Genomic DNA, 20,573 nt, shown 5'->3' with positions numbered 1-20,573 from the left:
TCCGTGCGCATCAGACGTCTCAGAGACCGACTCGCGTTGCTCCTCGCGCTGGTACTCGGCATCGCCGCCCTGGCCGCCGTCCCCACCGCGAACGCCACCACCGCAGAGGACCCCGTGCAGATCCACGGCCTGAAGGGCGAGTACTACACCCAGTCCGCCCCGGGCGCATTCGACTTCGCCGGCCTCAAGGCCACCGGCGTCGACCCGAACCTCGACTTCGACAACCTCGAACCCCGACTCGCCTTCACCACCGGCCAGTCGGACGACGTCAGCATCCGCTGGACGGGCAAGATCGTCCCGACGAAGTCCGGCCCCCACACCTTCTCGATCATCGGCGACAACGGCTTCCGCCTCTGGATCGGCGGACAGCTCCTCATCGACCACTGGGTCGACGACTGGGACAGGGAACAGACCGCCGCCCCCGTCGAGTTGACCGCCGGCACGGCCTACGACATCAAGGTCGAGTACTTCGAGCACTACGGAGGCTCCAACCTCCACCTCCGCTGGACCGAACCCGGCGGCACCAAGGTCCCCGTCCCGCAGTCGGCCTTCCGCCTCCCCGACGGCTACGACTACGACGGCGCCCTCGCCACCACGGTCACCGGCACCGGCCGCACCCTCGAGCTCGACTTCGCCCAGCCCCTCGCCGCACCCCCGGCCGACCTCACCGACCACCTCGAAGCGGTGATCGGCGGCGCCAAGTGGCCGCTGGGGACGGCTCAGTTGGACCCGGCGGACTCGCGGACCCTGCTCGTCCCCCTCACCGAACCCGTCGTCGGCAACAAGACGGGCACCGCCCCCGGCACCGCCGACATCCGCTACGACGGCGAAGCCGGCCTCGCCGCGGCCGATGGCAACGTTATCAACGCCTTCTGGAGCACCGGCCCGAACCACTCCACCTACGAACTGCGCACCCAGTGGGCCGACCAGGTGGGCCCGCACAATGCGCTCCCCGAGTATCCGCGCCCCCAGCTCACCCGCACCGACTGGCGCAACCTCAACGGCAGTTGGCAGTTCGCGGCAGCCACAGCGGGCGAGTCCCCGCCCGTCGGCCGGAACCTCGCCGAGCGCATCCTCGTCCCGTACCCCGTCGAGTCCCAGCTCTCGGGCCTGGAACGGCACGAGGACCGCATGTGGTACCGCCGCACCTTCACCGTCCCCAGCGACTGGAAGGTCGGCTCGGGCAAGCGGCTGCTGCTCAACTTCGGCGCCGTCGACTGGCGGGCCGAGGTCTACGTCAACGGCACGAAGGTCACCGAACACCAGGGCGGCTACGACAAGTTCAGCGCCGACGTCACCGACGCCCTGAAGCCCGGCCGTACCCAGGAGCTGATCGTCGGCGTCTACGACCCCACCGACGCGGCGAACGGCGAGAACCCCCCGATCGGCAAGCAACGCCTCGACCCGAGCGGTATCTGGTACACCCCGACCTCCGGCATCTGGCAGACGGTCTGGATGGAACCGGTCGCCCCCGACCACGTCGACTCCCTCAAACTCACCCCGGACGTCACCAAGAGCCAACTCACCGTCGAGGCGAAGGGAGTTCGGGACGGCGTACCGATCACGGCGACGGCGTACGACGGAAAGCGCGAGGTCGCGACAGCACACGGCCGCACCGGCGGCCCACTGACCCTGACCATCACGAATCCCCGACTCTGGTCGCCCGACAACCCGTTCCTCTACGACCTGAAGGTCACCGTCGGCAAGGACCGGGTCGGCAGCTACTTCGGGATGCGCTCGATCGCCGTCGAGAAGGTCAACGGCGTCCCGCGCACGGTCCTCAACGGCAAGCCCGTCTTCATGATGGCCACCCTCGACCAGGGTTTCTGGCCGGACGGCCTCTACACCGCGCCGACCGACGAGGCACTCGCCCATGACCTCAGGGTGCACAAGGAGTTGGGCTTCAACGCGGTGCGCAAGCACATCAAGGTCGAGCCCGACCGCTGGTTCTACTGGGCCGACCGGCTCGGCCTCATGGTGTGGCAGGACATGCCGGCGATGACCGCCGGGGTGAACCCGTCCGCCGCCGCCCGCGCCGAGTACGAGCGCGAGCTGAAGCGGATGATCGACCAGCACATCAGCAGCCCGTCGATCGTCATGTGGGTGACGTTCAACGAGGGTTGGGGCCAGTACGACGAGGCCCGCATCGCCGACCAGGCCAAGGCCTGGGACCCGACGAGGCTCGTCAACAGCATGTCCGGCATCAACCTCGGCGTGGACGGCGGCACCGGCGACATCATCGACGAGCACGGCTATCCCAGCCCCGCCCTGCCACCCCACCCGGACGGTCAACGCGCCCTGGTCAGCGGGGAGTACGGCGGTCTCGGGCTCGCGGTGCCGGGACACGCGTGGTCTGTCCAGCAGTCGTACGTCGACGTCGACCCGGCCGCCTACACCGACGACTACCTCGCCAAGCTCGCGGAGGTGCACGCCCTGACCTGCCAGGGGAGCAACGGCGCGGTCTACACGCAGATCTCCGACGTCGAGGGCGAGCTGAATGGCCTGATGACGTACGACCGCCGGGTGCTCAAGCCCGACGCGCAACGGGTGAAGGCCGCTCAGCAGGCCCTGATCCGCGACGCCTCGCAGGCGACCCCCGCAGGGTGCCCCACCACCTGAACTCCCTTGGAGGACCCATGAGATGGACCCGGCGCCTGCGGTTGTGCATGGCGGGGGCGGTGGCAGTGTCCGCGCTGTTCGCCGCCCCCGCCGCGGCCGAAGCCTCTGCCGACGGTCAACTCACCGACCTGGTCAACCCGTTCATCGGCACCGAGAACGACGGCAACACCTATCCCGGCGCCGCCGTGCCCTTCGGCATGGTGCAGTTCTCGCCGGACACCGGCCACAACACCGGCTACGACTACTCCCAGACCCACATCCGCGGCTTCTCCCTCGTGCACCTCTCCGGCGTCGGCTGCGGGCTGGGCGGCGACCTGCCCGTACTGCCCACGACCGGCGAGGTGACGCAGACGGACTACGCCCAGTACGCGGCCGAGTTCAGCCACGACGGCGAGCACGCGAGCCCCGGCTACTACCAAGTCGGCCTGAAAACGGGCATCGAGGCCGAACTGACGGCGACCGCGCGCACCGGCGTCCAGCGCTACACGTTCCCGGCCACCGACAAGGCCAACGTCCTGCTCAACGCGGCCCAGTCGCTGCACAGCGGCGTCTCCTCGAAGGTCGATGTCCTCGACAACCGGACCGTGCGCACCACCATCACCGGCCGCGGCTTCTGCCAGGACACCAAGCCGTACACCGTCTACACGATCACCCGCTTCGACCGGCCTTTCGCCGCGTACGGCACTTGGAACGGTCCAACGGTGACGGCCGGTTCGAGGAGCGGGAGCGGCGGCGCGTACGTCCGCTTCGACACGACCAAGGACCGTACCGTCGAGGCGACCACGGCCCTCTCGTACGTCGACGCGCGCGGCGCGGCGGTCAACCTCCGTGCGGAGGGCGGGAGTTCCTTCGACGCCGTGCGCCACCGGGCCCAACAGGCCTGGGAGGACCGGCTCGACGACGTACGCGCCCAAGGAGGCTCCGACAGTCTGCGCCGGACCTTCTACTCGTCCTTGTACCGGTCCTTCCTCGCGCCGAACATCGGCAGCGACGCCGACGGCCGCTACACCGGCTGGGACCAGAAGATCCACCGCGCGAAGGGCTTCACCTACTACCAGAACTGGTCCCTGTGGGACACCTACCGCACCCAGTCCCAGCTCCTCGCCCTCCTCGCACCCCGCGAGGCCCGGGACATGGCGATCTCGGTGATCAAGATCGACGAGGAGAGCGGCTGGCTGCCCAAGTGGGGCTACGGCACGGTCGAGACGAACATCATGACCGGCGACCCGGTCACACCGTTCCTGACGAACGCCTATCAGCAGGGACTGCTCAAGGGCTACGAGGACCGCGCCTACCGGGCGTTGAAGCAGAACGCCGACGGCGTGCCGCCCGCCGACTCGGCGGCCGTGGGCCGGGAGGCGAACAAGGAGTACATCGCGAACGGCTTCGCGCCGTACATCAAGGACCGCCCGCACGCGAAGCCCGGTGACTCCGACTACGACCACGGCGCCTCGGCCACCCTGGAGTACGCCCTCTCGGACGCGATGCTCGCACAGATGGCCCGCGACCTCGGGCACGACGGCGACGCCGCGCGCTATGCCGCCCGCGCCCAGAACTACCGGAACATCTTCGACCCGTCGACCGGCTTCTTCCGCGCCCGCGACACCTCCGGCGCCTTCGCCGGTCCCGCCGACCCTGCCCAGAGCGAGGGCTTCCACGAGGGCACGTCGTGGCAGTACCAGTGGCTGGTGCCGCAGGACCTGCCCGGCATGGTCGACCTCATCGGAGGCCAGCAGGCGGCCAACGCCCGGCTCGACTCCTTCTTCGCCTACGACCAACTGCTCGCCGACCCCGCGAAGACCGCCCGCGAGGTGTGGGTCAACGGGCCCTACGACTACTACAACGCCGACAAGTACAACCCGCAGAACGAGCCCGACCTCATCGCCCCGTACACGTACCTGTCGACCGGACAGCCGTGGAAGACGACCGACGTCGTCCATGCGGCGCTGACCCTGTTCACGGACGGCCCGACCGGCATGACCGGCAACGACGACCTCGGCACGATGTCCGCCTGGAACGTGCTGTCGTCGATCGGGATCTTCCCGGTGCAGCCCGGCTACGCCACCTGGGGCCTGTCCACGCCCGTCTTCGACCGGGTCGACCTGACCCTGGACCGCCGCTACTACCCGCACGGCGCCCTGACCATCAAGGCGCCCGGCACAGACGCCGGCGACCGCTACATCCAGGCGGCCCGGACGGACGGGACGCCGTACGACCGCACCTTTCTGACGACCGGCCTGCTGCGCTCCGTGCGGGTGCTGGACTTCACGGTCGGCCCGCACCCGTCGGAGTGGGGTACGTCACCCCAGGCGGGACCACCGGCACTGAAGTGATCTCAGGCGCCACTGGAGTCCCGCCCCTCCCACGGGGGCGGGACGGGGGCGAGTCGTTACCTGCTGTTAACTGTGCGTAGCTTGATCGTACTTGACCGTAATCGCTTGTCGGCGCTTGACTGCTTGCTCACCCCTAGTCGACGCGAGGCAAGCCTTTGACTTCCGACCTGCTCGCTCCACTCGACCTGGCGTTCTGGAACATCGAGTCCGACCGGAACCCGATGCACCTGGGCGCACTCGGCGTCTTCTCCGCGCACTCGCCGACCGCGGGAGCCCACGCAGCCGACCTCCTCGCCGCCCGCGCCGCCGCCGTTCCCGGACTGCGGATGCGCATCCGGGACATATGGCAGCCGCTGTCCCTGTCCTTCGGGAGCGCCACCCGCGAGGAGGACCCCGACTTCGACCCCCTGCACCACGTGCGGCTGCACGCCCCCACCGCCGACTTCCAGGAGGTCGCCGGCCGGCTGATGGAACGCCCGCTGGAGCGCGGCCGGCCCCCGTGGGAAGCGCATGTGCTGCCCGGCGAGGACGGTGTCTCCTTCGCCGTGCTGTTCAAGTTCCACCACGCCCTGGCCGACGGACTGCGCGCGCTGACGCTCGCCGCCGCCATCCTCGACCCGATGGACATGCCCGAGCGGCGGCCCCGCCCCGAGGAGCCCGCGCGCGGCCTGCTGCCCGACGTACGCAAGCTGCCCGGGCTGCTGCGGGGCGCGTTGTCCGACGTCGGCCGGGCCCTCGACATCGGGGCGTCCGTCGCCCGCTCGACCCTCGACGTCCGCTCGTCGGCGGCGCTGGCCTCCGAGCCGTCGGGCACCCGCCGTACCGCCGGAGTCGTCGTCGACCTCGACGACGTGCACCGCATCCGCAAGACCGTCGGCGGGACCGTCAACGACGTGCTCATCGCCGTCGTCGCGGGCGCCCTGCGCCGCTGGCTCGACGAACGCGGCGACAGCAGCGAGGGCGTCGCGCCCCGCGCCCTGATCCCCGTCTCCAAACGCCGCCCGCGCAGCGCCCAGCCGCAGGGCAACCGGCTCTCCGGCTATCTGATACGGCTGCCCGTCGACGACCCCGACCCGCTCGGGCGGCTCGACTCCGTGCGCACGGCCATGGACCGCAACAAGGACGCCGGCCCCAACCGGGGCGCGGGCGCCGTCGCCCTGCTCGCCGACCACGTACCGGCGCTCGGCCACCGGCTCGGCGGACCCTTCGCCGCGCAGGCCGCCCGGCTCTGGTTCGACATCCTGGTCACCAGCGTTCCGCTGCCGAGCATCGGTCTGAAGCTCGGCGGCAACCCGGTCACCGCGGTCTTCCCGTACGCCCCGCTGGCCCGCGGCCAGTCCCTCGCGGTCGCCGTCTCCACGTTCCGGGGACACGTCCACTACGGCCTCGTCGCGGACGCGGCGGCCGTACCGGATCTCGACCTGTTCGCCCGTGCCCTCACCGAGGAGGTGGAGACACTCATCACCGCCTGCGGGTCGTGACGTGGCACGGGTTTGGTGCTGCGGCCCGGCGCTCCGTAAAATTCCCTGTTCGACGGCCGGTGCGCTCTGAGCGCCGCCGCGGACGACCCAAGGAAACGGCAGCGCGATGACGGTGACAGAGAACGGCTCCACGACCCCGGACGAGGTCGTGTACGGGCCCGGCATCGACCCCGAGCGGCTGGCCGTCTGCCTCAGCGTGCTCGACGAACTGGAGAAGATCGACGTCGACCACCCCGACGCGATCACCGTGCGCCGGGCCACCGCGGGCATCTACCGCAGCGTCAAGCAGCGCCGCCGCCAGGAGCGCCGGGCGGCGAAGACCGCGCACGACAAGGCCGTCACCGAGTCCACCGCGACCGGTTCCGCCCAGCGCATCGACGACGAGACCGAGGGACTGCTCCCGTCGTCGGTGACGGAGGAGGGCCGGATCGCCGGGATACTGCAGCGCCCGCGCTCCTGCTACACCTGCAAGACCCGCTACGTGGAAGTCGACTACTTCTACCACCAGCTCTGTCCCGACTGCGCCCGCATGAACCGCGAGAAGCGCGACGTCCACGCCGACCTCAGCGGCAAGCGCGCGCTGCTCACCGGCGGTCGCGCCAAGATCGGCATGTACATCGCGCTCAGGCTGCTGCGCGACGGCGCCCACACCACGATCACCACGCGCTTCCCGAAGGACGCCATCCGCCGCTTCAAGGCCATGGACGACTCCGCGGACTGGCTGCACCGTCTGGAGGTCGTCGGGATCGACCTGCGCGACCCGGCCCAGGCCGTCGCCCTCGCCGACCAGATGGCAGAGGCGGGCCCGCTCGACATCCTGATCAACAACGCGACGCAGACCGTACGGCGGCTGCCCTCCGCCTACGCCGCCCTCGTCGACGGCGAGAGCGCCCCGCTGCCCGCCGGTGAGCTGCCCGCCCACCACGTCATCGGCGCCTTCGGCTCCGGCGCGGTCGACGGCCTCGCCGCGCTGCCCGTCGGCATCAGCGGCCTCGACGCCCAGCAGGTCGCCGACCTCGCCCTGGTCGCGGGCAACGCCAGCGTCGCCCGGCACCTGGACGGCACGGCCATCGACGCCGGGGGCCTGGTCCCCGACGTGGTCGACACCAACACCTGGGTGCAGACCATCGAGCAGATCTCCCCGGTCGAGCTGCTGGAGACCCAACTCTGCAACTACACCGCGCCGTTCATCCTGATCAGCAAGCTCCGCCCGGCCATGGCCGCCGCCGCGAGGACGGCGACGAGCGGGCGCTCGTACATCGTCAACGTCTCCGCGATGGAGGGCGTCTTCGGCCGCGGCTACAAGGGCGCCGGACACCCGAACACCAACGCCGCCAAGGCCGCGATGAACATGGTGACCCGCACCAGCGGCCAGGAGATGTTCCAGACCGACGGCATCCTCATGACCTCCGTCGACACCGGCTGGATCACCGACGAACGCCCCCACTACGACAAGCTCCGGCTCGCCGAGGAGGGCTTCCACGCACCGCTCGACCTGGTCGACGGGGCGGCGCGGGTTTACGATCCGATTGTGCGCGGCGAGCAGGGCGAGGACCTGTACGGCGTCTTCCTGAAGGACTACGCGCCCGGCAAGTGGTAACCCGCCGCTCCGGACCCGGGCCCCGGTGACCGCCGGGTCCCGGCCCTGATGAGGACCGCGCGAGGAGTTCCCATGGCCAGTGCACACGGCATCGATCCGAGGGCCTTCGAAGACCCGCGCAACCACTACCCGACCGACGACCAGTTCTATGCGAGCGACCGCCCGGCACACCCCGTGCTGCCGGAGGACCGCCCGCGCGGCGGCGGGCCCACGACCGCGATCAAGCACCGTGGTACCTGGGCCACCGTCGCTCTCGTCGCCGGGATCGTCCTGCTGATCCTCGTAGGGATCGCCCTGTTCCCGTGATCCCGTGAGGGAGCCGCTACGGGCGGGGCGGCCCCGCCGACCTCAGCCGGTTGTGGACGGCGTACCCGCCCGACGTGTACGCCGCCCGCACCCGTGTCCCGCCGTCCACCAGCAGATCCGCCCCGGTGATCCACTCGGCCCGGTCGGAGGCCAGCCACAGCACGGCCCGTGCGATGTCGGCCGGTTCCCCGATCCGGCCGAGCGGCAGCCCGGCGGCGACCTCCGCCTCGCCCGGCTCCCACACGAAGCGCGCCATCTCGGTGCGTACGAGTCCCGGGGAGACGGAATTGACCCGCACTCCCGGCGCGAGTTCACCCGCGAGCTGCTGCGTGAGGTGAAGGAGCGCCGCCTTACTGGTCGAGTAGGCCCCCACATTCGGCCCGACATGCCCGGCGCCCTCTGTGCACACGTTGACCACCGAGCCGCCGTGCTCCCGCATCCACGCCTGCCACGCGCACTGGACCAACCGCAGCGGCGCCTCGACGTTCACGGCGAACGCCGTCCGCCAGGCATCCGGATCGACGTCCATCAGCGGTCCGTACGGCTGGTTCGTCGCCGCGTTGTTGACGATCACGTCGATCCGCCCGAAGGCGCGCAGCGCGAACTCGGCCAACTCCCTCGGGTGTTCGGGGTCGCCGACATCCCCGGCCAGGCCGACCCCGCCCAACTCCTCGGCGACACGCGCCACTTCACCGGCGTCCCGCGCGCTCACGCACACCTGCGCCCCGGCCCCGGCGAAGGCCTCGGCGACCGCGCGCCCGATCCCGCGCGTGCTCCCGGTGACCAGGACGGCCCGGCCCCGCAGACCGTACGACGACGACGTCATCGCCGTACGATCTCATGACGGACCGTCAGTCGACAGCCCCCAGGCGGGAGTTGGGCAGACGCGAGTTCCGGGCGGCCACGATGCCCAGGACCGTGCGCCAGTCCTCCAGAACCCCGGCGTCGAGGCCGACGACCTTGGCCGCGTCGTCGGCCTGGCGGAGGGTGATCGCGTCGTCGGCGAGCGGATCGCGCTCGAAGGCGGCGGCCTCCGCGTGGGACATGGGGCCGCCCTGGGCGCGGAGTGTCAGGGTGCTCCGCGCGGACAGGTCGTGGTCCGGTGAGACGGTGGCCAGGTAGCGCTTCGCGGGTACATGCAGCCGGACCAGGTGGGCGACCCGGTCGCCGAGCAGGGCGTGGACCGCGCCCGCCGCGTGGTCGGCGTGCCCGGCGTCGTCGCCGGGTCGCAGCAGATGCCCGATGTCGTGGACCAGGCCGGCGACCTGGAGTTCCTTGTCGGCGGGACGACTTCGGCGCAGCAGCGCGGCCGTCTGCAGTGCGTGGTCGTGCAGATCGACCGGATCGCCGCTCCGGTCCGGGGTGTCCCAGGCGCCCCGGCAGGCGTACAGCAGGTCCATCAACTCCTCGACGCTGCGCAACTCCATGCCTCAGTCCTCCCGCGAGACAGCCTGTGCGGAACGCCAGGAGATCAGGGCGAGTTTTCGGACCGGCCAACGGGACCTGAACTGCGCGACGCCTTCGGTGACGCGGGCCGTGTTCGCACCCGCGTGGTCGTCGGTGTCACCGGGAGGTGGGCCGCGTGCGGGCGGAGCCCGGTCCGGCCAAGCCGTGCAGGAGCGTGTCGACCATCCGCTCGATCCGGTCCTCCTCGGCGGGCCGCCGGATGAGCAGGGCCCTGAAGTGCAACGGGCCGACCAGCAGTTCGAGGGCGGGCCCGGACCGGATCGACCTGCCCGACGCGGGGTTCTCCGGGGGCTCGCAGTGCGAGGCGCACCGCTTGGACCTGTGGCAGCGGCTGCTCCTGGAGGCCGCTTCGTACGGTCCGGGGCGGTGGGCGTCGTACTCCTGATCTTCGAACGACTCGGTCACGCTAACGCCGGTTCCTGCACACCGGGTTCTGTGAACTTCCGGCACCGGACGACCCCCGCGTGTCGCCCTTTGCGCAGGGGGTCGTGAGCACGACAGAATCGCCGTCGAGCGTGAGGACGGTGATCGCCGGCGCCCGCTCAAGGCCATCGCGGACCAGCACAGGCGACCACGGACGACCACGACGTCTTCGACACCTCGACGTCGTGGCGGCCACGCAGGAATCCACCAGCCCAGTACCGGAAGGACGACATGACGGCCTCCTCCGAGGATCCGACTGCGGAGGCCGCCACGGCCGCCCGGACCGACCGGCCCGACACCGCGCCGCTGCCCCTGCCACGCCGGTCGAGGGGACCGTCGGCGATCGCCGAGGCCGCCGCCGCGCTGGGACCCGCACCCGCTCCCGCCTCCGACCCGGGGGCCGTGCCTCCGCCGGCCATGTCCGCGGCGGCGGCCGAGTTCGCGGCATTCACCGAACGCGCGCCGGACACCGAGACATCAGGCAGACGTACCGACGCCCTCGCCGGGGACACGAACGGCCGTCGAGCCGACATCAGGCCCGCCCCGGGCCGGTCCGTGCTTCGCCCCGCACAGCACCGCAGGAGGCTGCTGCTCGCCGTCGCCGCCACCGCCGCCGTCCTGCTGACCGGCACCCTGTTGCTCATGGACGGCGACGACGGCAAGGGACGCTCGGCGGCCGGCACCGGTTCGGACACCGTCCGGGGCAGCGGACAGCACGAGGACGTGACCGGCTCGTCCGACTCAGCCTCGCCGTCGGGTGAATCCTCCGCTCTCGAAGCCGACTCCACCCGGCAGCCGACCCCGAAGGCCGGTTCGTCGGCGACAGGGAAGAACACCGCTGACGCCACGGCGACTACGAAGGGCGGCACCAAGAACGGCGGTGCGCCGTCCGGGAGTTCCTCGCCGGCCGCCGATTCCGCCGCCGCTGCCCAGGGCGTACTGATCCGGGGGCACGGCTCCGGCCGCTGTGTCGACGTGACCGGAGGCGAGCCGGTGGACCATACCCGCCTGCAGATCTGGGACTGCACGGGCGCCGCCCGGCAGAAGTGGCGGTTCGGGTCGGACGGAACGGTTCGCGCCCTGGGCAAGTGCATGGACGTCGACGGCGGTTCACGGACGGACGGCGCCTGGATCAAGCTCGTCACCTGCAACGGCACCGGTGCCCAGCGGTTCCGGCTCACCGCCGCGCACGATCTGGTCAACGTCCAGGCCGACAAGTGCGTCGACGTCACCGACGCGGGGGCCGCCGACGGCGCGGAGCTGCAACTCTGGAGCTGTACCGGCGGGGACAACCAGAAATGGAGCACGGGCTGACGGCACGTCCCCTGGGTGTGTTGTCCGGAGGGATCTGCTGACGTCGGTAGGGCGGCCGGGGTCACGGATACGTCGGGCCGGTCGGGCCGAAGGCCGCGGTGCGGCCTGGCGACGGCGGGTGCGGATCGGCTCGGCGAGTGATGTCGCCTGCTGGATCGTCGAGCAGTCCGCGGCGGAGCCGACCGGACCCTTCACCTTCGTGGTCGGTATGGCCGGCGCGCCGAGGCCGGCGCCGCGGCGAAGCGAGCAGGTGGCCTGTACCTGCGGAGACATGGTTCTGGCCGTCGGCGAGATCGGCTCCCGGCGCGAGGCGGGCCGGTGGCCGTGAGCGAGGTCGGCAACCGTCCACCGGGTACTGCCCGGACGTCAACTCCTGGGCGGGGGACGCCTGTTCTCCGGACACCCTCCTCCTGAAGGAGGCTCGCCCGAACTGCCCCTACGGGGACGTCATCCAGTGCCCGAACCACCGGCGGCACCTCACCGAGCGGATCGGCCCACGCAACCCCGCCGATCAGCCGTCTCAGGACGCGTCCCGCACCGGGAACTCCAGCCGCAGTTCGTAGCCGCCGTCGGCTGTGGGGCCCGCGCTGACGCTGCCGCCGAGCAGTTCGGCGCGCTGGCGCAGCCCGACCAGGCCGTGGTGGGAGCCGGGGAGGGGGAGCGCGGGGCGTTGCGGGGCGGAGTTGACGACCACGACGTGCACGGTCCCGTCCTGCTGCCCGATACGGATCGCGGCCCTGGAACCGGGGGCGTGCTTGCGGATGTTGGTCAGCGCTTCCTGGACGGTTCGGTAGACCGCGCGCTGCACCGCGGGCGGGAGTTCCTGGGGCAGTTCGGCCCGTAGTTCGGCCTCGATGCCGCTGCCGTCGACCAGTTGGGGCAGGTCGGCGAGCAACGGTTGCGGCGTCAGTTCGGTGGGGCGGCTGCCGGCGGCGCGCAGCACGCCGACCATGTGGCGCAGTTCGTCCAGCGTCTGCACGGCGAGCCGCCGGATGTCGGCCGCGGCCTCCTTCGTCTCCGGGTCCTTGTTGCCCACTTGGAGGGCCCCCGCCCGTACGGCGATCAGGCTGACCTGGTGGGAGACGACGTCGTGCATCTCCCGGGCGAGTTGGGCGCGTTCCTTGGCCAGTACGTTCTGGGCGAGCAACCGGCGTTCGTGCTCGCGCGCCTCGGTGATCTCGGTGAGGCGCAGTCCCAGTTCGCGACGGGCCTGGACGAGCTGTCCGAGGAAGACGGGGGCCGTCGCCGTCGCCAGGCTGTAGGTGATCGTGATGAGCGTCGCGGCGTCCGTCGGGTCGGCGAACTCCGGGACCGGCCACGACCACGCCGTGGTGTCGCCGACCGTGAACACCGCCGCGCAGCCGGCCAGCAGGACGCGACGGCGGGAGAGCGACGCCAGGGTGTACAGCGCGGCGAGGGTGGCGAACACCGAGTCCGTGACGAAGGTGGCCGGCAGCGCCAACAGGTAGGTCGGCAGCGGCAGTCGGTGACGCAGGACGAGCGCGAAGGCGCCCAGCAGGGCGCAGGCCATGGCGATGCGGTCGCCGGGGTCGACGTGGACCCAGACGTCCAGCAGGGCGGCGGCGAGCAGCGCGGCGTCGAGCCAGGGAGCGGGCGGGCGGCGGGGGTTCATCGGCCCTCCTGCGCCGGCGGCGATTCCTTGAGCAGGCCGGCGCGGTCGGCGAGCAGCGCCGCCTGGACCCGGCTGCTCACCTCCAACTTGGCCAGGACTGCGCTCACATGGTCCTTGACCGTCGCGGAACTGAGGTGCATCCGCTCGGCGATCCCGGTGTTGGACAACCCCTCGGCGACAAGCACGAGCACGGTCCGCTCGCGCTCGGTCAGCCGACCGATGCCGAGGGCGGCCGGGCCGCGCGGATCGGCGTCCAGATAACCGCCGACGACGGTGCGGGTGACCTTGGCCGACAGGACGACCCCGCCGTCGGCCAAGGAACGTATGAGGTACGGCAGTTGCTCGGGATCGGTGTCCTTCAGTAGAAAGCCGGACGCGCCGGACCGCAGGGCCGCCGCCACGTACTGGTCCATGTCGAAGGTCGTGAGCATGGCGACCACCGGCGGCTCCGGCAGCCGGCGGAGCTCGGCCAGCACGGTGAGCCCGTCCACGTCCGGCATCCGGATGTCGAGCAGCACGACGTCCGGACCCGTCTCCCGCACGGTACGGACCGCCGCACCGCCGGACACGGCCGCCACCACCTCGATGTCGTCCGCGGCATCGAGGATGTGCCGGAAGCCCGTACGGACCATGGCCTCGTCGTCGACCACCAGAACCCGGATCATGTGTGCACCGCTCCCCGCCCGATCACTGCCGGATCGCTACGACGCCGGGATCCGCCCACCGGTTCCGCGAGTGCTTCCGCACGCCGCCCGTCGGCGGGGGTGCCCCGCCGGTCGGCGGGGTCAACTCCGGTCACCTGCCGGATGGTTGGGAAGCCCGCCGCGCCCGATCCTGAAACGCATGACACAACCAGCGCCGCCGGTCCTACCCCATCCGCCCCCGGCACCGCCCTCGCACACACCGGACCCCCCGCCCCCCTCGCGCACACCGCCGACGGGACGGCTCGTGGCCATCGACCTGGCCCGCGGACTCGCGGTCCTCGGCATGTACGCCGCGCACGTCGGCCCCGATCCCGCCGTCGGCGGGCCACTGGGCTTCGCCATGGAGCTGGCACGCGGCCGTTCCTCCGCGCTGTTCGCGCTGCTCGCCGGGTTCTCGCTGGTGCTCATCACCGGTCGCCCGGAACCCCGCACCGGACGTGCGGGGCGGCAGGCCGTGGGCCGGATCGTCATCCGCGCCCTCGTCCTGATGGCACTGGGCTACGCCCTGACCGCGCTGAACACGGACGTCGACGTGATCCTGTCCTGCTACGGCCTTCTCTTCCTCCTCGTGCTGCCGCTGCACCGGCTGAGCGCACGGACACTGGCTGCCGTCGCCGCCACCTGCGCCCTCGTCCTGCCCCAACTGCTGTACGCGGTACGGCAGTCCGCCGAGAGCGGCGACTGGGCCGACGCCCTCGTCGCCGCCGATCCACTGGCCCGGGTCACCGGCACGGACGGCCTGATGGAGCTGCTGGTCACCGGCGCGTACCCGGTGCTCACCTGGATGCCGTTCGTGGTCGCGGGCATGGCACTGGCCCGCCTGGACCTCTCCCGGGCCGGGCTCCGCGCCCGCCTGCTTCTCACCGGGGGCGCCCTGACGGTGCTCGGCTACGGCGGTTCATGGCTGGCCCTGCACCTCGTCCCGCACGCGCTCACCGCGGTCGGGGCGGCGACGGACGCCGGTCCGGCATCCTCGGCCTGGTGGTCGGACACCGTCGGAGACCTCGGCGACGACACCCCGGCCGCCTGGCTGCTGGTGGCCGCACCGCACAGCCAGACGACGTTCTCCGTCCTCGGCAACACGGGCGTCGCGCTCACCGTCGTGGCCGTCTGCCTCTGGACGACGCACCGGCTGCCCCGGCTCACCCGACTGGCCGCCCCCGTGACCGCGGTCGGCACGACCGCGCTGACCGCCTATGTGCTGCACATCCTCGCGATCCGTGCCGTCGGCATGGAGGAGTCGGCGGGCCCGGCACTTCTGTCGCTCCTCGTCTTCATCGCCGTCTCGATGCTCCTGGCGACCGCCTGGACCCGGCGGTTCCGTCGCGGCCCGTTGGAACACCTGCTCCACAGCACGACCCGCATCGCCGACCGCGTCAGGTGATCCCGCCGGCCGAGGGGGAAGAGCCACCGCGAGAGCGGTGTGCCGTGTGCTCGGGTCAGCTCGTCTTGCGGCCCCAACTCGGCCCCACCAGTGCCCACTCCGTCCCCCAGGAGTCGATGCGGCGCTGATCCAGCCGGTACCGTGCGACGGCCCCGGTGCCGAACGCCAGACCGGCGAAGGCGAACGTGGCGATCAGGCTCAGGACGGCGGATTCGAGAGTCGCGTCGGTCCGGCTCGGGGGTTCGAACGTGAGATTGCCCGCGGCGTTCACCCAGACCACGACCTTGGACCCGGCCTTCTTCCCCGTCTCCACCAGCGTGCTGCCCGTCCGGCTGGTGCCGTCGGCGGTGGTCCAGCGGACCTCCGCCTTGGTCAGGTCCCGTGCTCCGCCGACCGTCGAGCTGGGGGACGGGGTGTCCGCGAGGAGTACCGCCTGTATCGAGTGCCGCTGGGCGCGCTGCGCGGAGAACACCTCGTCGGCGGCGTGGAACGTCACCAGGCCGGAGAGTGCGCCGCCGACCAGGACCACCGCCCACATCACCAGGACGATCCAGGCCTCGACGATGTCGTCGTGCCGACGCAACGGGTTGCTCCGCAACCGCCACAGCCGCTTCTTCAGTCGCCTGTTCCTGCCCATGAGTCCGCACCTCCTCGTCGTGGTCTCCCCTACGAAGGTCTCAGTCCGGAATGCGGGGTGACATGGGCCGAAGAGGGGCCGCCGGGTTACCCCATCGGCACCCCGGTCCGGGGTCCGGACGGGTCGTTCAGCCCGCGGTGGCGGATGCGCCGCCGGAATCCGGCCCGGCGGCCAGGGCGGTGGACAGCCTCGGGTGGATCTCGAAGACGCCGCCGAGCCGAGCGTGGCGCAGGATCCGCAGGAAAGCCGTCCTGCCGGTGACGAGCCGGAGCCGTCCGCCCTTGGCCGCGATCCGGTTCTGCGCCCGGTACAGGACGCTCAGCCCGGCACAGTCGATGAACGACAGGGCGCGCAGGTCCAGTACGAGATCGGGGCACGGGACCGCGGTCAGCGCGTCCAGACGTGCCGACAACGGCTGCCCCGTGAGGAGGTCGATCTCGCCGTGCAGTTCCACGACGGTCGTCCCGGCGATCACACGTTCCGAGGAGCGCAGGGCGGTGGCGGGGGTGTGGATCTCGGTCATGGTGCGAGCCAACCGGCCAGGTGGTCCCGCCCGGAAGGGCCGACCGGGCCCGTCCACCTGTTCGACCTGGGCCGTTCGGCCCAGCCGGCGGCCGCACGGTCGTGACAGCCCGTTCGTCCGGCCGATGAGGGCCGACCGGCCCAAGCGAGGTGCGACGGACCCGGACACGCTGGACACGCGGGGGCAGTCGACCGAGTGGGGAAGGAACGTCATGAAGGGCTACGTCTTCCACGGTCCGGGACAGTCCTCCTGGGACGACGTCCCGGATCCGGGCATCGAGGATCCCACCGATGTGATCGTGCGCGTCGACGCCGTCACCATCTGCGGAACCGACCTGCACATCCTCAAGGGTGATGTGCCCGAGGTGCGCCCCGGCACGATCCTCGGCCACGAGGCGGTCGGCGAGGTCGTGGAGGCGGGCTCCGACGTGCGGACCGTACGGCCCGGGGACCGGGTCCTGGTCTCCTGCATCACCGCCTGCGGGCGGTGCGTGTACTGCCGCAGGGCGATGTACGGACAGTGCCGCGGCGGCGGGGGCTGGATCCTCGGCCACCTCATCGACGGCACCCAGGCCGAGTACGTGCGCGTCCCGCACGCCGACCTCTCCGTCCATCCGCTGCCCAGCAGCCTGGATGCCAGGGACGCGGTGCTGCTGGCGGACATCTTCCCCACCGGGTACGAGGTGGGTGTGCTCAACGGACAGGTGCGGCCCGGCGACACCGTCGCCGTTGTCGGTGCCGGTCCGGTGGGTCTGGCCGCGATCGCCACGGCCCGGCTGTTCTCGCCGGAGCGGGTCGTGGCCGTGGACCTGGCCGCTGCCCGGCTGGACGCGGCGAAGCGGTTCGGTGCCGATGCGGTGGTGGACGCCCGTGAGGCCCCTGAGCAGCTGGTCGCGGATCTGACCGACGGGATGGGGGCGGACGTCGTCATCGAGGCGGTCGGTGTGCCGGAGACCTTCGAGCTGTGCACGCGGATGGTGCGGCCCGGCGGTCACGTCGCCAATGTCGGTGTGCACGGCAGGCCCGCGACTCTGCATCTCGAAGACCTGTGGATCAAGAACGTCACCATCACCACGGGCCTGGTCGACACCCACTCCACTCCCACCCTGTTGCGGATGGCCGCGGCCGGTCGGCTGCCTACCTCGCAGCTGGTCACCCACACCTTCCCGCTGGAGCGCATGGAGGAGGCGTACGAGGTCTTCGGCAAGGCCGCGGACACCGGTGCCCTCAAGGTCGTGCTCGGCGGGGCGCGGCACGAGGAAGTCGCCGTCCGCGCGGTAGCAGAAGAGGACGTGACGAGCCATGCCTGACCCGTTTCCGCTGAGCGTGACGGAGGGATCGCCCACGGGTGATCTCGGGCGCCGGATCGCCGTACGGCGCACGGCACTTGGCCTCTCCCGGGAGGAGACGGCCGACCGCGCGGGAGTGGCGGCGAGCTACCTCCAGTACCTGGAGGAGTTTCCCGGTGCCGCTCCGGGCCGGAGCGTTCTCCTCAGGCTCGCCGCGGCCCTGGACACCACCGTGACCGACCTCGCCGGGGGCAGCAGCGACCTCACACCCGGCCAGGGCCGGGCGGGCTCCGACCCGACGTTCACCGAGCTGACCGTCCAGGAGTGCCGCGAGCTGCTGTCGACACACGGGCTGGGCCGGATCGCGGTACCCACCGTCTCGGGACCCGTCGTCGTCCCCGTCAACTACAGCGTGGTCGACGGCGCGATCGTGTACCGGACCGCTCCCGGCACCACACCGTCCCAGGCGGCGGGCTGCCAGGTCGCCTTCGAGATCGACCGCTTCGACGACGCGTTCGGCGAGGGATGGAGCGTGCTGGCGCTCGGCCGGGCCCGGAGCGTGACGGACCCTCAGGACATCCGGCGGCTGACGGAGCGCGCCTTCGGTGAGCCGTGGGCCGGCGGACACCGTGAGGAGTGGGTCCGTATCGATCCGCTGAGCCTCACCGGCCGCCGGATCGCCACGCGGCGAGGGACGGTCTCCGGCGCGGGCGGGACCGATGGCCCCTCATCCGTCGGCCCCGCGCCGCGAAACATGGAGTGACACCACAAACCGGCGTACAGGGCGAGAGACGGACTGGCTGATGTATTCCAACGACGGATTCCGCGAACTGGAACGACACGAGTGCCTGCGCCGGCTGGGGCGGGCACCCGTCGGCCGCATCGTGCACACCCGCCAGGCCCTGCCCGCCGTCCTGCCCGTGAACTTCTCTCTGGACCACGACGGTGCGGTGCTGCTGCGCACCTCCGCGGCCTCGGAGCTGGTGCGCGCGATCGACGGCTCGGTCGTCGCCTTCGAGGCCGACGAGGTCGATCCCGTCGCGCACTCCGGCTGGAGCGTCGTCGTCACCGGGTCGGCCACCGTGGTGACCGACCCGGCCGAGCACGACCGCATGCTCCGAAGCGGCCCGAGTTCCTGGGTTCCCTGGTCCCAGGAGGTGTTCGTCCGCATCGACCCCGAGCTGGTGACGGGACGCGAACTCGTGGGTGGGCGCTCGATGTACGGGGTGGGTCTCACCGGCCCGACCTGATGACGGCCCGAGCGATCGGCTGGAACGCCTGCTCGTTCGCACCGGAAGATGCCTGGACCGTACGGCCCCTCACGAAGGGGCCGTACGGCGTGTCATCAGGTTCCTGCGGCCCCTCACCCGGGCCGTCCGCGCAGGACGAGCATCGGCTCCGGAGCCGTTGTGCGCCTTGGCGGCCCTTTCTCGCCGAACGGCGTGAGCACACAACAGTCAGAAGGGAAACGGGACATGACTATCCATCATGTGGTCGTCGGAGTGGACGGTTCGCTGATATCCGTACGGGCGCTGGACCAGGCCGCGGACGAGGCCGCGCGGCGCAGCGTCGAACTGACCGTGGTGTACGCCGTGCCCGACAGCGACGAAGCCGGGCCGGTCCTGGCGTCCGCCGTCACGCGCGTGGAGGCACGTCACCCCGAGCTGACGGTGGTGACCAGGGACGCCGTCGGCGGCCCGGTGCGCACGCTCGTCCGGGAGAGCGAGGGCGCGGACCTCACCGTCGTGGGGACCCGGGGCATGGGTGGCATCGCCGGCCGGCTGTTCGGCTCGGTGAGCCTGCGGCTGGCCGCGCAGGTGCACAGCCCGTTGCTCGTCGTCCGAGGTGATCATCCGTGCGACGACGGACGGCCGGTGCTGCTCGGTCTGGAGGGTGACAACGACCAGGACGCGGCGCTGTACGCCTTCCAGGAGGCCGAGCGGCGCGGTGTCCCGCTGCACGTCCTGCACTCGTGGATCCACCGGCACGTCACCCCCGAACTGCCCTCTCCGGTCTCGGTGACGAGCCCCGGCCAGGAGCAACTCGCCCAGCGGGAAAGGGCGGAGGACTCCGTTCCGCGCTTCGCCCTGTCCTGGCTGAGCGAGCGGCACCCCGGTGTCCAGGTCGAGAGCCGCACGGTGCGCACCGGGCCGGCGCACGCCCTGCTGGAGGCCACGCGCGACTGCGCCGTCGTGGTCGTCGGCGCGCACCACCGCACCCACCGGTTCGGCCCGCGGCTGGGCCCGGTGGCGCACGCCCTGCTGCACCGCTCCCACAGCCCGGTGATCGTGGTGCCCACCGCCAACTGACCTGGCGGACAGGGACGTTCGGCCCCTCGCTCCGGGCCTTGCAGCCCCTCCGCCCGCACGCTCCGCAGCGAGACATTGAGGGCGCAACGAGAATCCTCCGATCCAGCGCATCGTTCCCTCGAAAGGGATGAGCATCATGGCAGTCCACAACCAACCCCAACACCACCTGCGATTCCACTTCCCGTCCCTGCACCGGACCGGGACGGCACCGGCCGCCGCCGACACGACGACGGCGACCACCACGGTGCGTGCCTACGCGTTCGCGTCGTTGCGTCTGCTGACGGGGTTCGTCTTCCTGTGGGCGTTCCTGGACAAGACGTTCGGCTTCGGTTATGCGACTCCGTCCGGGAAGGGCTGGGTCGACGGTGGTTCGCCGACGAAGGGTTTCCTGAGCGGTGTGGCTGCGGGTCCGATGGAGTCCACGTTCCATGACTGGGCCGGTGCGGGCTGGGTGAACTGGCTGTTCATGCTCGGTCTGCTGGGTATCGGTGTCGCGTTGATCGCGGGTGTCGCGCTGCGGCTGGCCGCGGTGGCGGGCACGGTGATGATGGC

The 20,573-nt window shown here is 71.4% G+C and carries 19 protein-coding genes; 12 read left to right on the top strand and 7 right to left on the bottom strand.

What is annotated here, in order from left to right; translation table 11 throughout:
- Positions 1-3 precede the first annotated feature (3 nt).
- From ACWDEW_RS43570 to ACWDEW_RS43550, 5 genes are all read left to right on the top strand, one after another.
- Positions 4-2,619, top strand: coding sequence for a PA14 domain-containing protein (locus ACWDEW_RS43570; RefSeq protein WP_450521104.1), 2,616 nt, complete (start codon positions 4-6; stop codon positions 2,617-2,619).
- Between the two features lie 17 nt (positions 2,620-2,636).
- Positions 2,637-4,952, top strand: coding sequence for a GH92 family glycosyl hydrolase (locus tag ACWDEW_RS43565; RefSeq protein WP_450521102.1), 2,316 nt, complete (start codon positions 2,637-2,639; stop codon positions 4,950-4,952).
- Between the two features lie 155 nt (positions 4,953-5,107).
- Positions 5,108-6,433, top strand: coding sequence for a wax ester/triacylglycerol synthase family O-acyltransferase (locus ACWDEW_RS43560; protein WP_450521100.1), 1,326 nt, complete (start codon positions 5,108-5,110; stop codon positions 6,431-6,433).
- Between the two features lie 106 nt (positions 6,434-6,539).
- A complete protein-coding gene (locus ACWDEW_RS43555; protein WP_450521098.1) occupies positions 6,540-8,033 on the top strand; it encodes an SDR family NAD(P)-dependent oxidoreductase in 1,494 nt (497 codons plus the stop codon).
- Positions 8,034-8,105: 72 nt separating this feature from the next.
- Positions 8,106-8,339, top strand: a complete 234-nt coding sequence (locus tag ACWDEW_RS43550; protein WP_450521096.1) for a hypothetical protein — start codon at positions 8,106-8,108, stop codon at positions 8,337-8,339.
- A gap of 16 nt (positions 8,340-8,355) precedes the next feature.
- On the opposite strand, the gene ACWDEW_RS43545 is transcribed toward ACWDEW_RS43550, so the two are convergent.
- The 3 genes from ACWDEW_RS43545 to ACWDEW_RS43535 all read right to left on the bottom strand — a co-directional run bounded on the left by ACWDEW_RS43545 (position 8,356) and on the right by ACWDEW_RS43535 (position 10,211).
- Positions 8,356-9,165 (bottom strand): SDR family oxidoreductase, encoded by an 810-nt coding sequence (locus ACWDEW_RS43545; protein ID WP_450521095.1) that lies wholly within the window; start codon positions 9,163-9,165, stop codon positions 8,356-8,358.
- Positions 9,166-9,190: 25 nt separating this feature from the next.
- Positions 9,191-9,766 carry an HD domain-containing protein gene (locus ACWDEW_RS43540; RefSeq protein WP_450521094.1) on the bottom strand — a complete coding sequence of 192 codons (576 nt, stop codon included), beginning with the start codon at positions 9,764-9,766 and terminating at the stop codon, positions 9,191-9,193.
- 136 nt (positions 9,767-9,902) lie between these two features.
- A complete protein-coding gene (locus tag ACWDEW_RS43535; RefSeq protein ID WP_450521092.1) occupies positions 9,903-10,211 on the bottom strand; it encodes a hypothetical protein in 309 nt (102 codons plus the stop codon).
- Between the two features lie 249 nt (positions 10,212-10,460).
- Here ACWDEW_RS43535 and ACWDEW_RS43530 point away from each other — a divergent pair, with 249 nt between their 5' ends.
- Positions 10,461-11,543 carry a ricin-type beta-trefoil lectin domain protein gene (locus tag ACWDEW_RS43530; RefSeq protein WP_450521090.1) on the top strand — a complete coding sequence of 361 codons (1,083 nt, stop codon included), beginning with the start codon at positions 10,461-10,463 and terminating at the stop codon, positions 11,541-11,543.
- 520 nt (positions 11,544-12,063) lie between these two features.
- Here the strand turns inward: ACWDEW_RS43530 and ACWDEW_RS43525 are convergent.
- Together ACWDEW_RS43525 and ACWDEW_RS43520 are read right to left on the bottom strand one after the other, a co-directional pair.
- Entirely contained in the window at positions 12,064-13,176 is a 1,113-nt protein-coding gene (locus ACWDEW_RS43525) for a sensor histidine kinase (protein ID WP_450521088.1), read from the bottom strand.
- Positions 13,173-13,841, bottom strand: a complete 669-nt coding sequence (locus tag ACWDEW_RS43520) for a response regulator (RefSeq protein WP_450521086.1) — start codon at positions 13,839-13,841, stop codon at positions 13,173-13,175. The genes ACWDEW_RS43525 and ACWDEW_RS43520 overlap by 4 nt, the downstream gene beginning before the upstream one ends.
- A gap of 178 nt (positions 13,842-14,019) precedes the next feature.
- Here ACWDEW_RS43520 and ACWDEW_RS43515 point away from each other — a divergent pair, with 178 nt between their 5' ends.
- A complete protein-coding gene (locus ACWDEW_RS43515) occupies positions 14,020-15,264 on the top strand; it encodes a DUF418 domain-containing protein (protein WP_450521084.1) in 1,245 nt (414 codons plus the stop codon).
- A 55-nt stretch (positions 15,265-15,319) separates the two neighbouring features.
- Here ACWDEW_RS43515 and ACWDEW_RS43510 read toward each other — a convergent pair whose 3' ends face one another.
- A complete protein-coding gene (locus tag ACWDEW_RS43510) occupies positions 15,320-15,901 on the bottom strand; it encodes an Rv1733c family protein (protein WP_450521082.1) in 582 nt (193 codons plus the stop codon).
- A 127-nt stretch (positions 15,902-16,028) separates the two neighbouring features.
- Positions 16,029-16,424, bottom strand: a complete 396-nt coding sequence (locus tag ACWDEW_RS43505) for an STAS domain-containing protein (protein WP_450521081.1) — start codon at positions 16,422-16,424, stop codon at positions 16,029-16,031.
- Between the two features lie 211 nt (positions 16,425-16,635).
- Between ACWDEW_RS43505 and ACWDEW_RS43500 the strand changes: the two genes are divergently transcribed.
- The 5 genes from ACWDEW_RS43500 to ACWDEW_RS43480 form a co-directional block, all read left to right on the top strand.
- On the top strand, positions 16,636-17,733 hold the full coding sequence (locus ACWDEW_RS43500; protein ID WP_450521079.1) for a zinc-dependent alcohol dehydrogenase family protein: 1,098 nt from the start codon (positions 16,636-16,638) through the stop codon (positions 17,731-17,733).
- Entirely contained in the window at positions 17,726-18,475 is a 750-nt protein-coding gene (locus tag ACWDEW_RS43495; protein ID WP_450521077.1) for a helix-turn-helix domain-containing protein, read from the top strand. Before ACWDEW_RS43500 ends, ACWDEW_RS43495 begins: the two co-directional genes overlap by 8 nt.
- A 40-nt stretch (positions 18,476-18,515) precedes the next feature.
- A complete protein-coding gene (locus tag ACWDEW_RS43490) occupies positions 18,516-18,962 on the top strand; it encodes a pyridoxamine 5'-phosphate oxidase family protein (protein WP_450521075.1) in 447 nt (148 codons plus the stop codon).
- Positions 18,963-19,187: 225 nt separating this feature from the next.
- Positions 19,188-20,021, top strand: a complete 834-nt coding sequence (locus ACWDEW_RS43485; protein ID WP_450521074.1) for a universal stress protein — start codon at positions 19,188-19,190, stop codon at positions 20,019-20,021.
- Positions 20,022-20,157: 136 nt separating this feature from the next.
- Positions 20,158-20,573: hypothetical protein (locus tag ACWDEW_RS43480; RefSeq protein WP_450521072.1), on the top strand; the 416-nt coding region annotated here is incomplete at its 3' end.

This window comes from Streptomyces sp. NPDC001100 (genome assembly GCF_053598575.1).
Note: the sequence above shows the minus strand (reverse complement) of the source record. Positions and strands in the feature narration are given on the sequence as shown.

Bases quoted from the DNA above. Each gene is read 5' to 3' on its own strand.
- ACWDEW_RS43565 (WP_450521102.1), top strand. From the start codon at position 2,637: ATGAGATGGACCCGGCGCCTGCGGTTGTGCATGGCGGGGGCGGTGGCA.
- ACWDEW_RS43555 (WP_450521098.1), top strand. From the start codon at position 6,540: ATGACGGTGACAGAGAACGGCTCCACGACCCCGGACGAGGTCGTGTAC.
- ACWDEW_RS43550 (WP_450521096.1), top strand. From the start codon at position 8,106: ATGGCCAGTGCACACGGCATCGATCCGAGGGCCTTCGAAGACCCGCGC.
- ACWDEW_RS43545 (WP_450521095.1), bottom strand. From the start codon at position 9,165: ATGACGTCGTCGTCGTACGGTCTGCGGGGCCGGGCCGTCCTGGTCACC.
- ACWDEW_RS43540 (WP_450521094.1), bottom strand. From the start codon at position 9,766: ATGGAGTTGCGCAGCGTCGAGGAGTTGATGGACCTGCTGTACGCCTGC.
- ACWDEW_RS43530 (WP_450521090.1), top strand. From the start codon at position 10,461: ATGACGGCCTCCTCCGAGGATCCGACTGCGGAGGCCGCCACGGCCGCC.
- ACWDEW_RS43525 (WP_450521088.1), bottom strand. From the start codon at position 13,176: ATGAACCCCCGCCGCCCGCCCGCTCCCTGGCTCGACGCCGCGCTGCTC.
- ACWDEW_RS43520 (WP_450521086.1), bottom strand. From the start codon at position 13,841: ATGATCCGGGTTCTGGTGGTCGACGACGAGGCCATGGTCCGTACGGGC.
- ACWDEW_RS43515 (WP_450521084.1), top strand. From the start codon at position 14,020: ATGACACAACCAGCGCCGCCGGTCCTACCCCATCCGCCCCCGGCACCG.
- ACWDEW_RS43510 (WP_450521082.1), bottom strand. From the start codon at position 15,901: ATGGGCAGGAACAGGCGACTGAAGAAGCGGCTGTGGCGGTTGCGGAGC.
- ACWDEW_RS43505 (WP_450521081.1), bottom strand. From the start codon at position 16,424: ATGACCGAGATCCACACCCCCGCCACCGCCCTGCGCTCCTCGGAACGT.
- ACWDEW_RS43500 (WP_450521079.1), top strand. From the start codon at position 16,636: ATGAAGGGCTACGTCTTCCACGGTCCGGGACAGTCCTCCTGGGACGAC.
- ACWDEW_RS43495 (WP_450521077.1), top strand. From the start codon at position 17,726: ATGCCTGACCCGTTTCCGCTGAGCGTGACGGAGGGATCGCCCACGGGT.
- ACWDEW_RS43490 (WP_450521075.1), top strand. From the start codon at position 18,516: ATGTATTCCAACGACGGATTCCGCGAACTGGAACGACACGAGTGCCTG.
- ACWDEW_RS43485 (WP_450521074.1), top strand. From the start codon at position 19,188: ATGACTATCCATCATGTGGTCGTCGGAGTGGACGGTTCGCTGATATCC.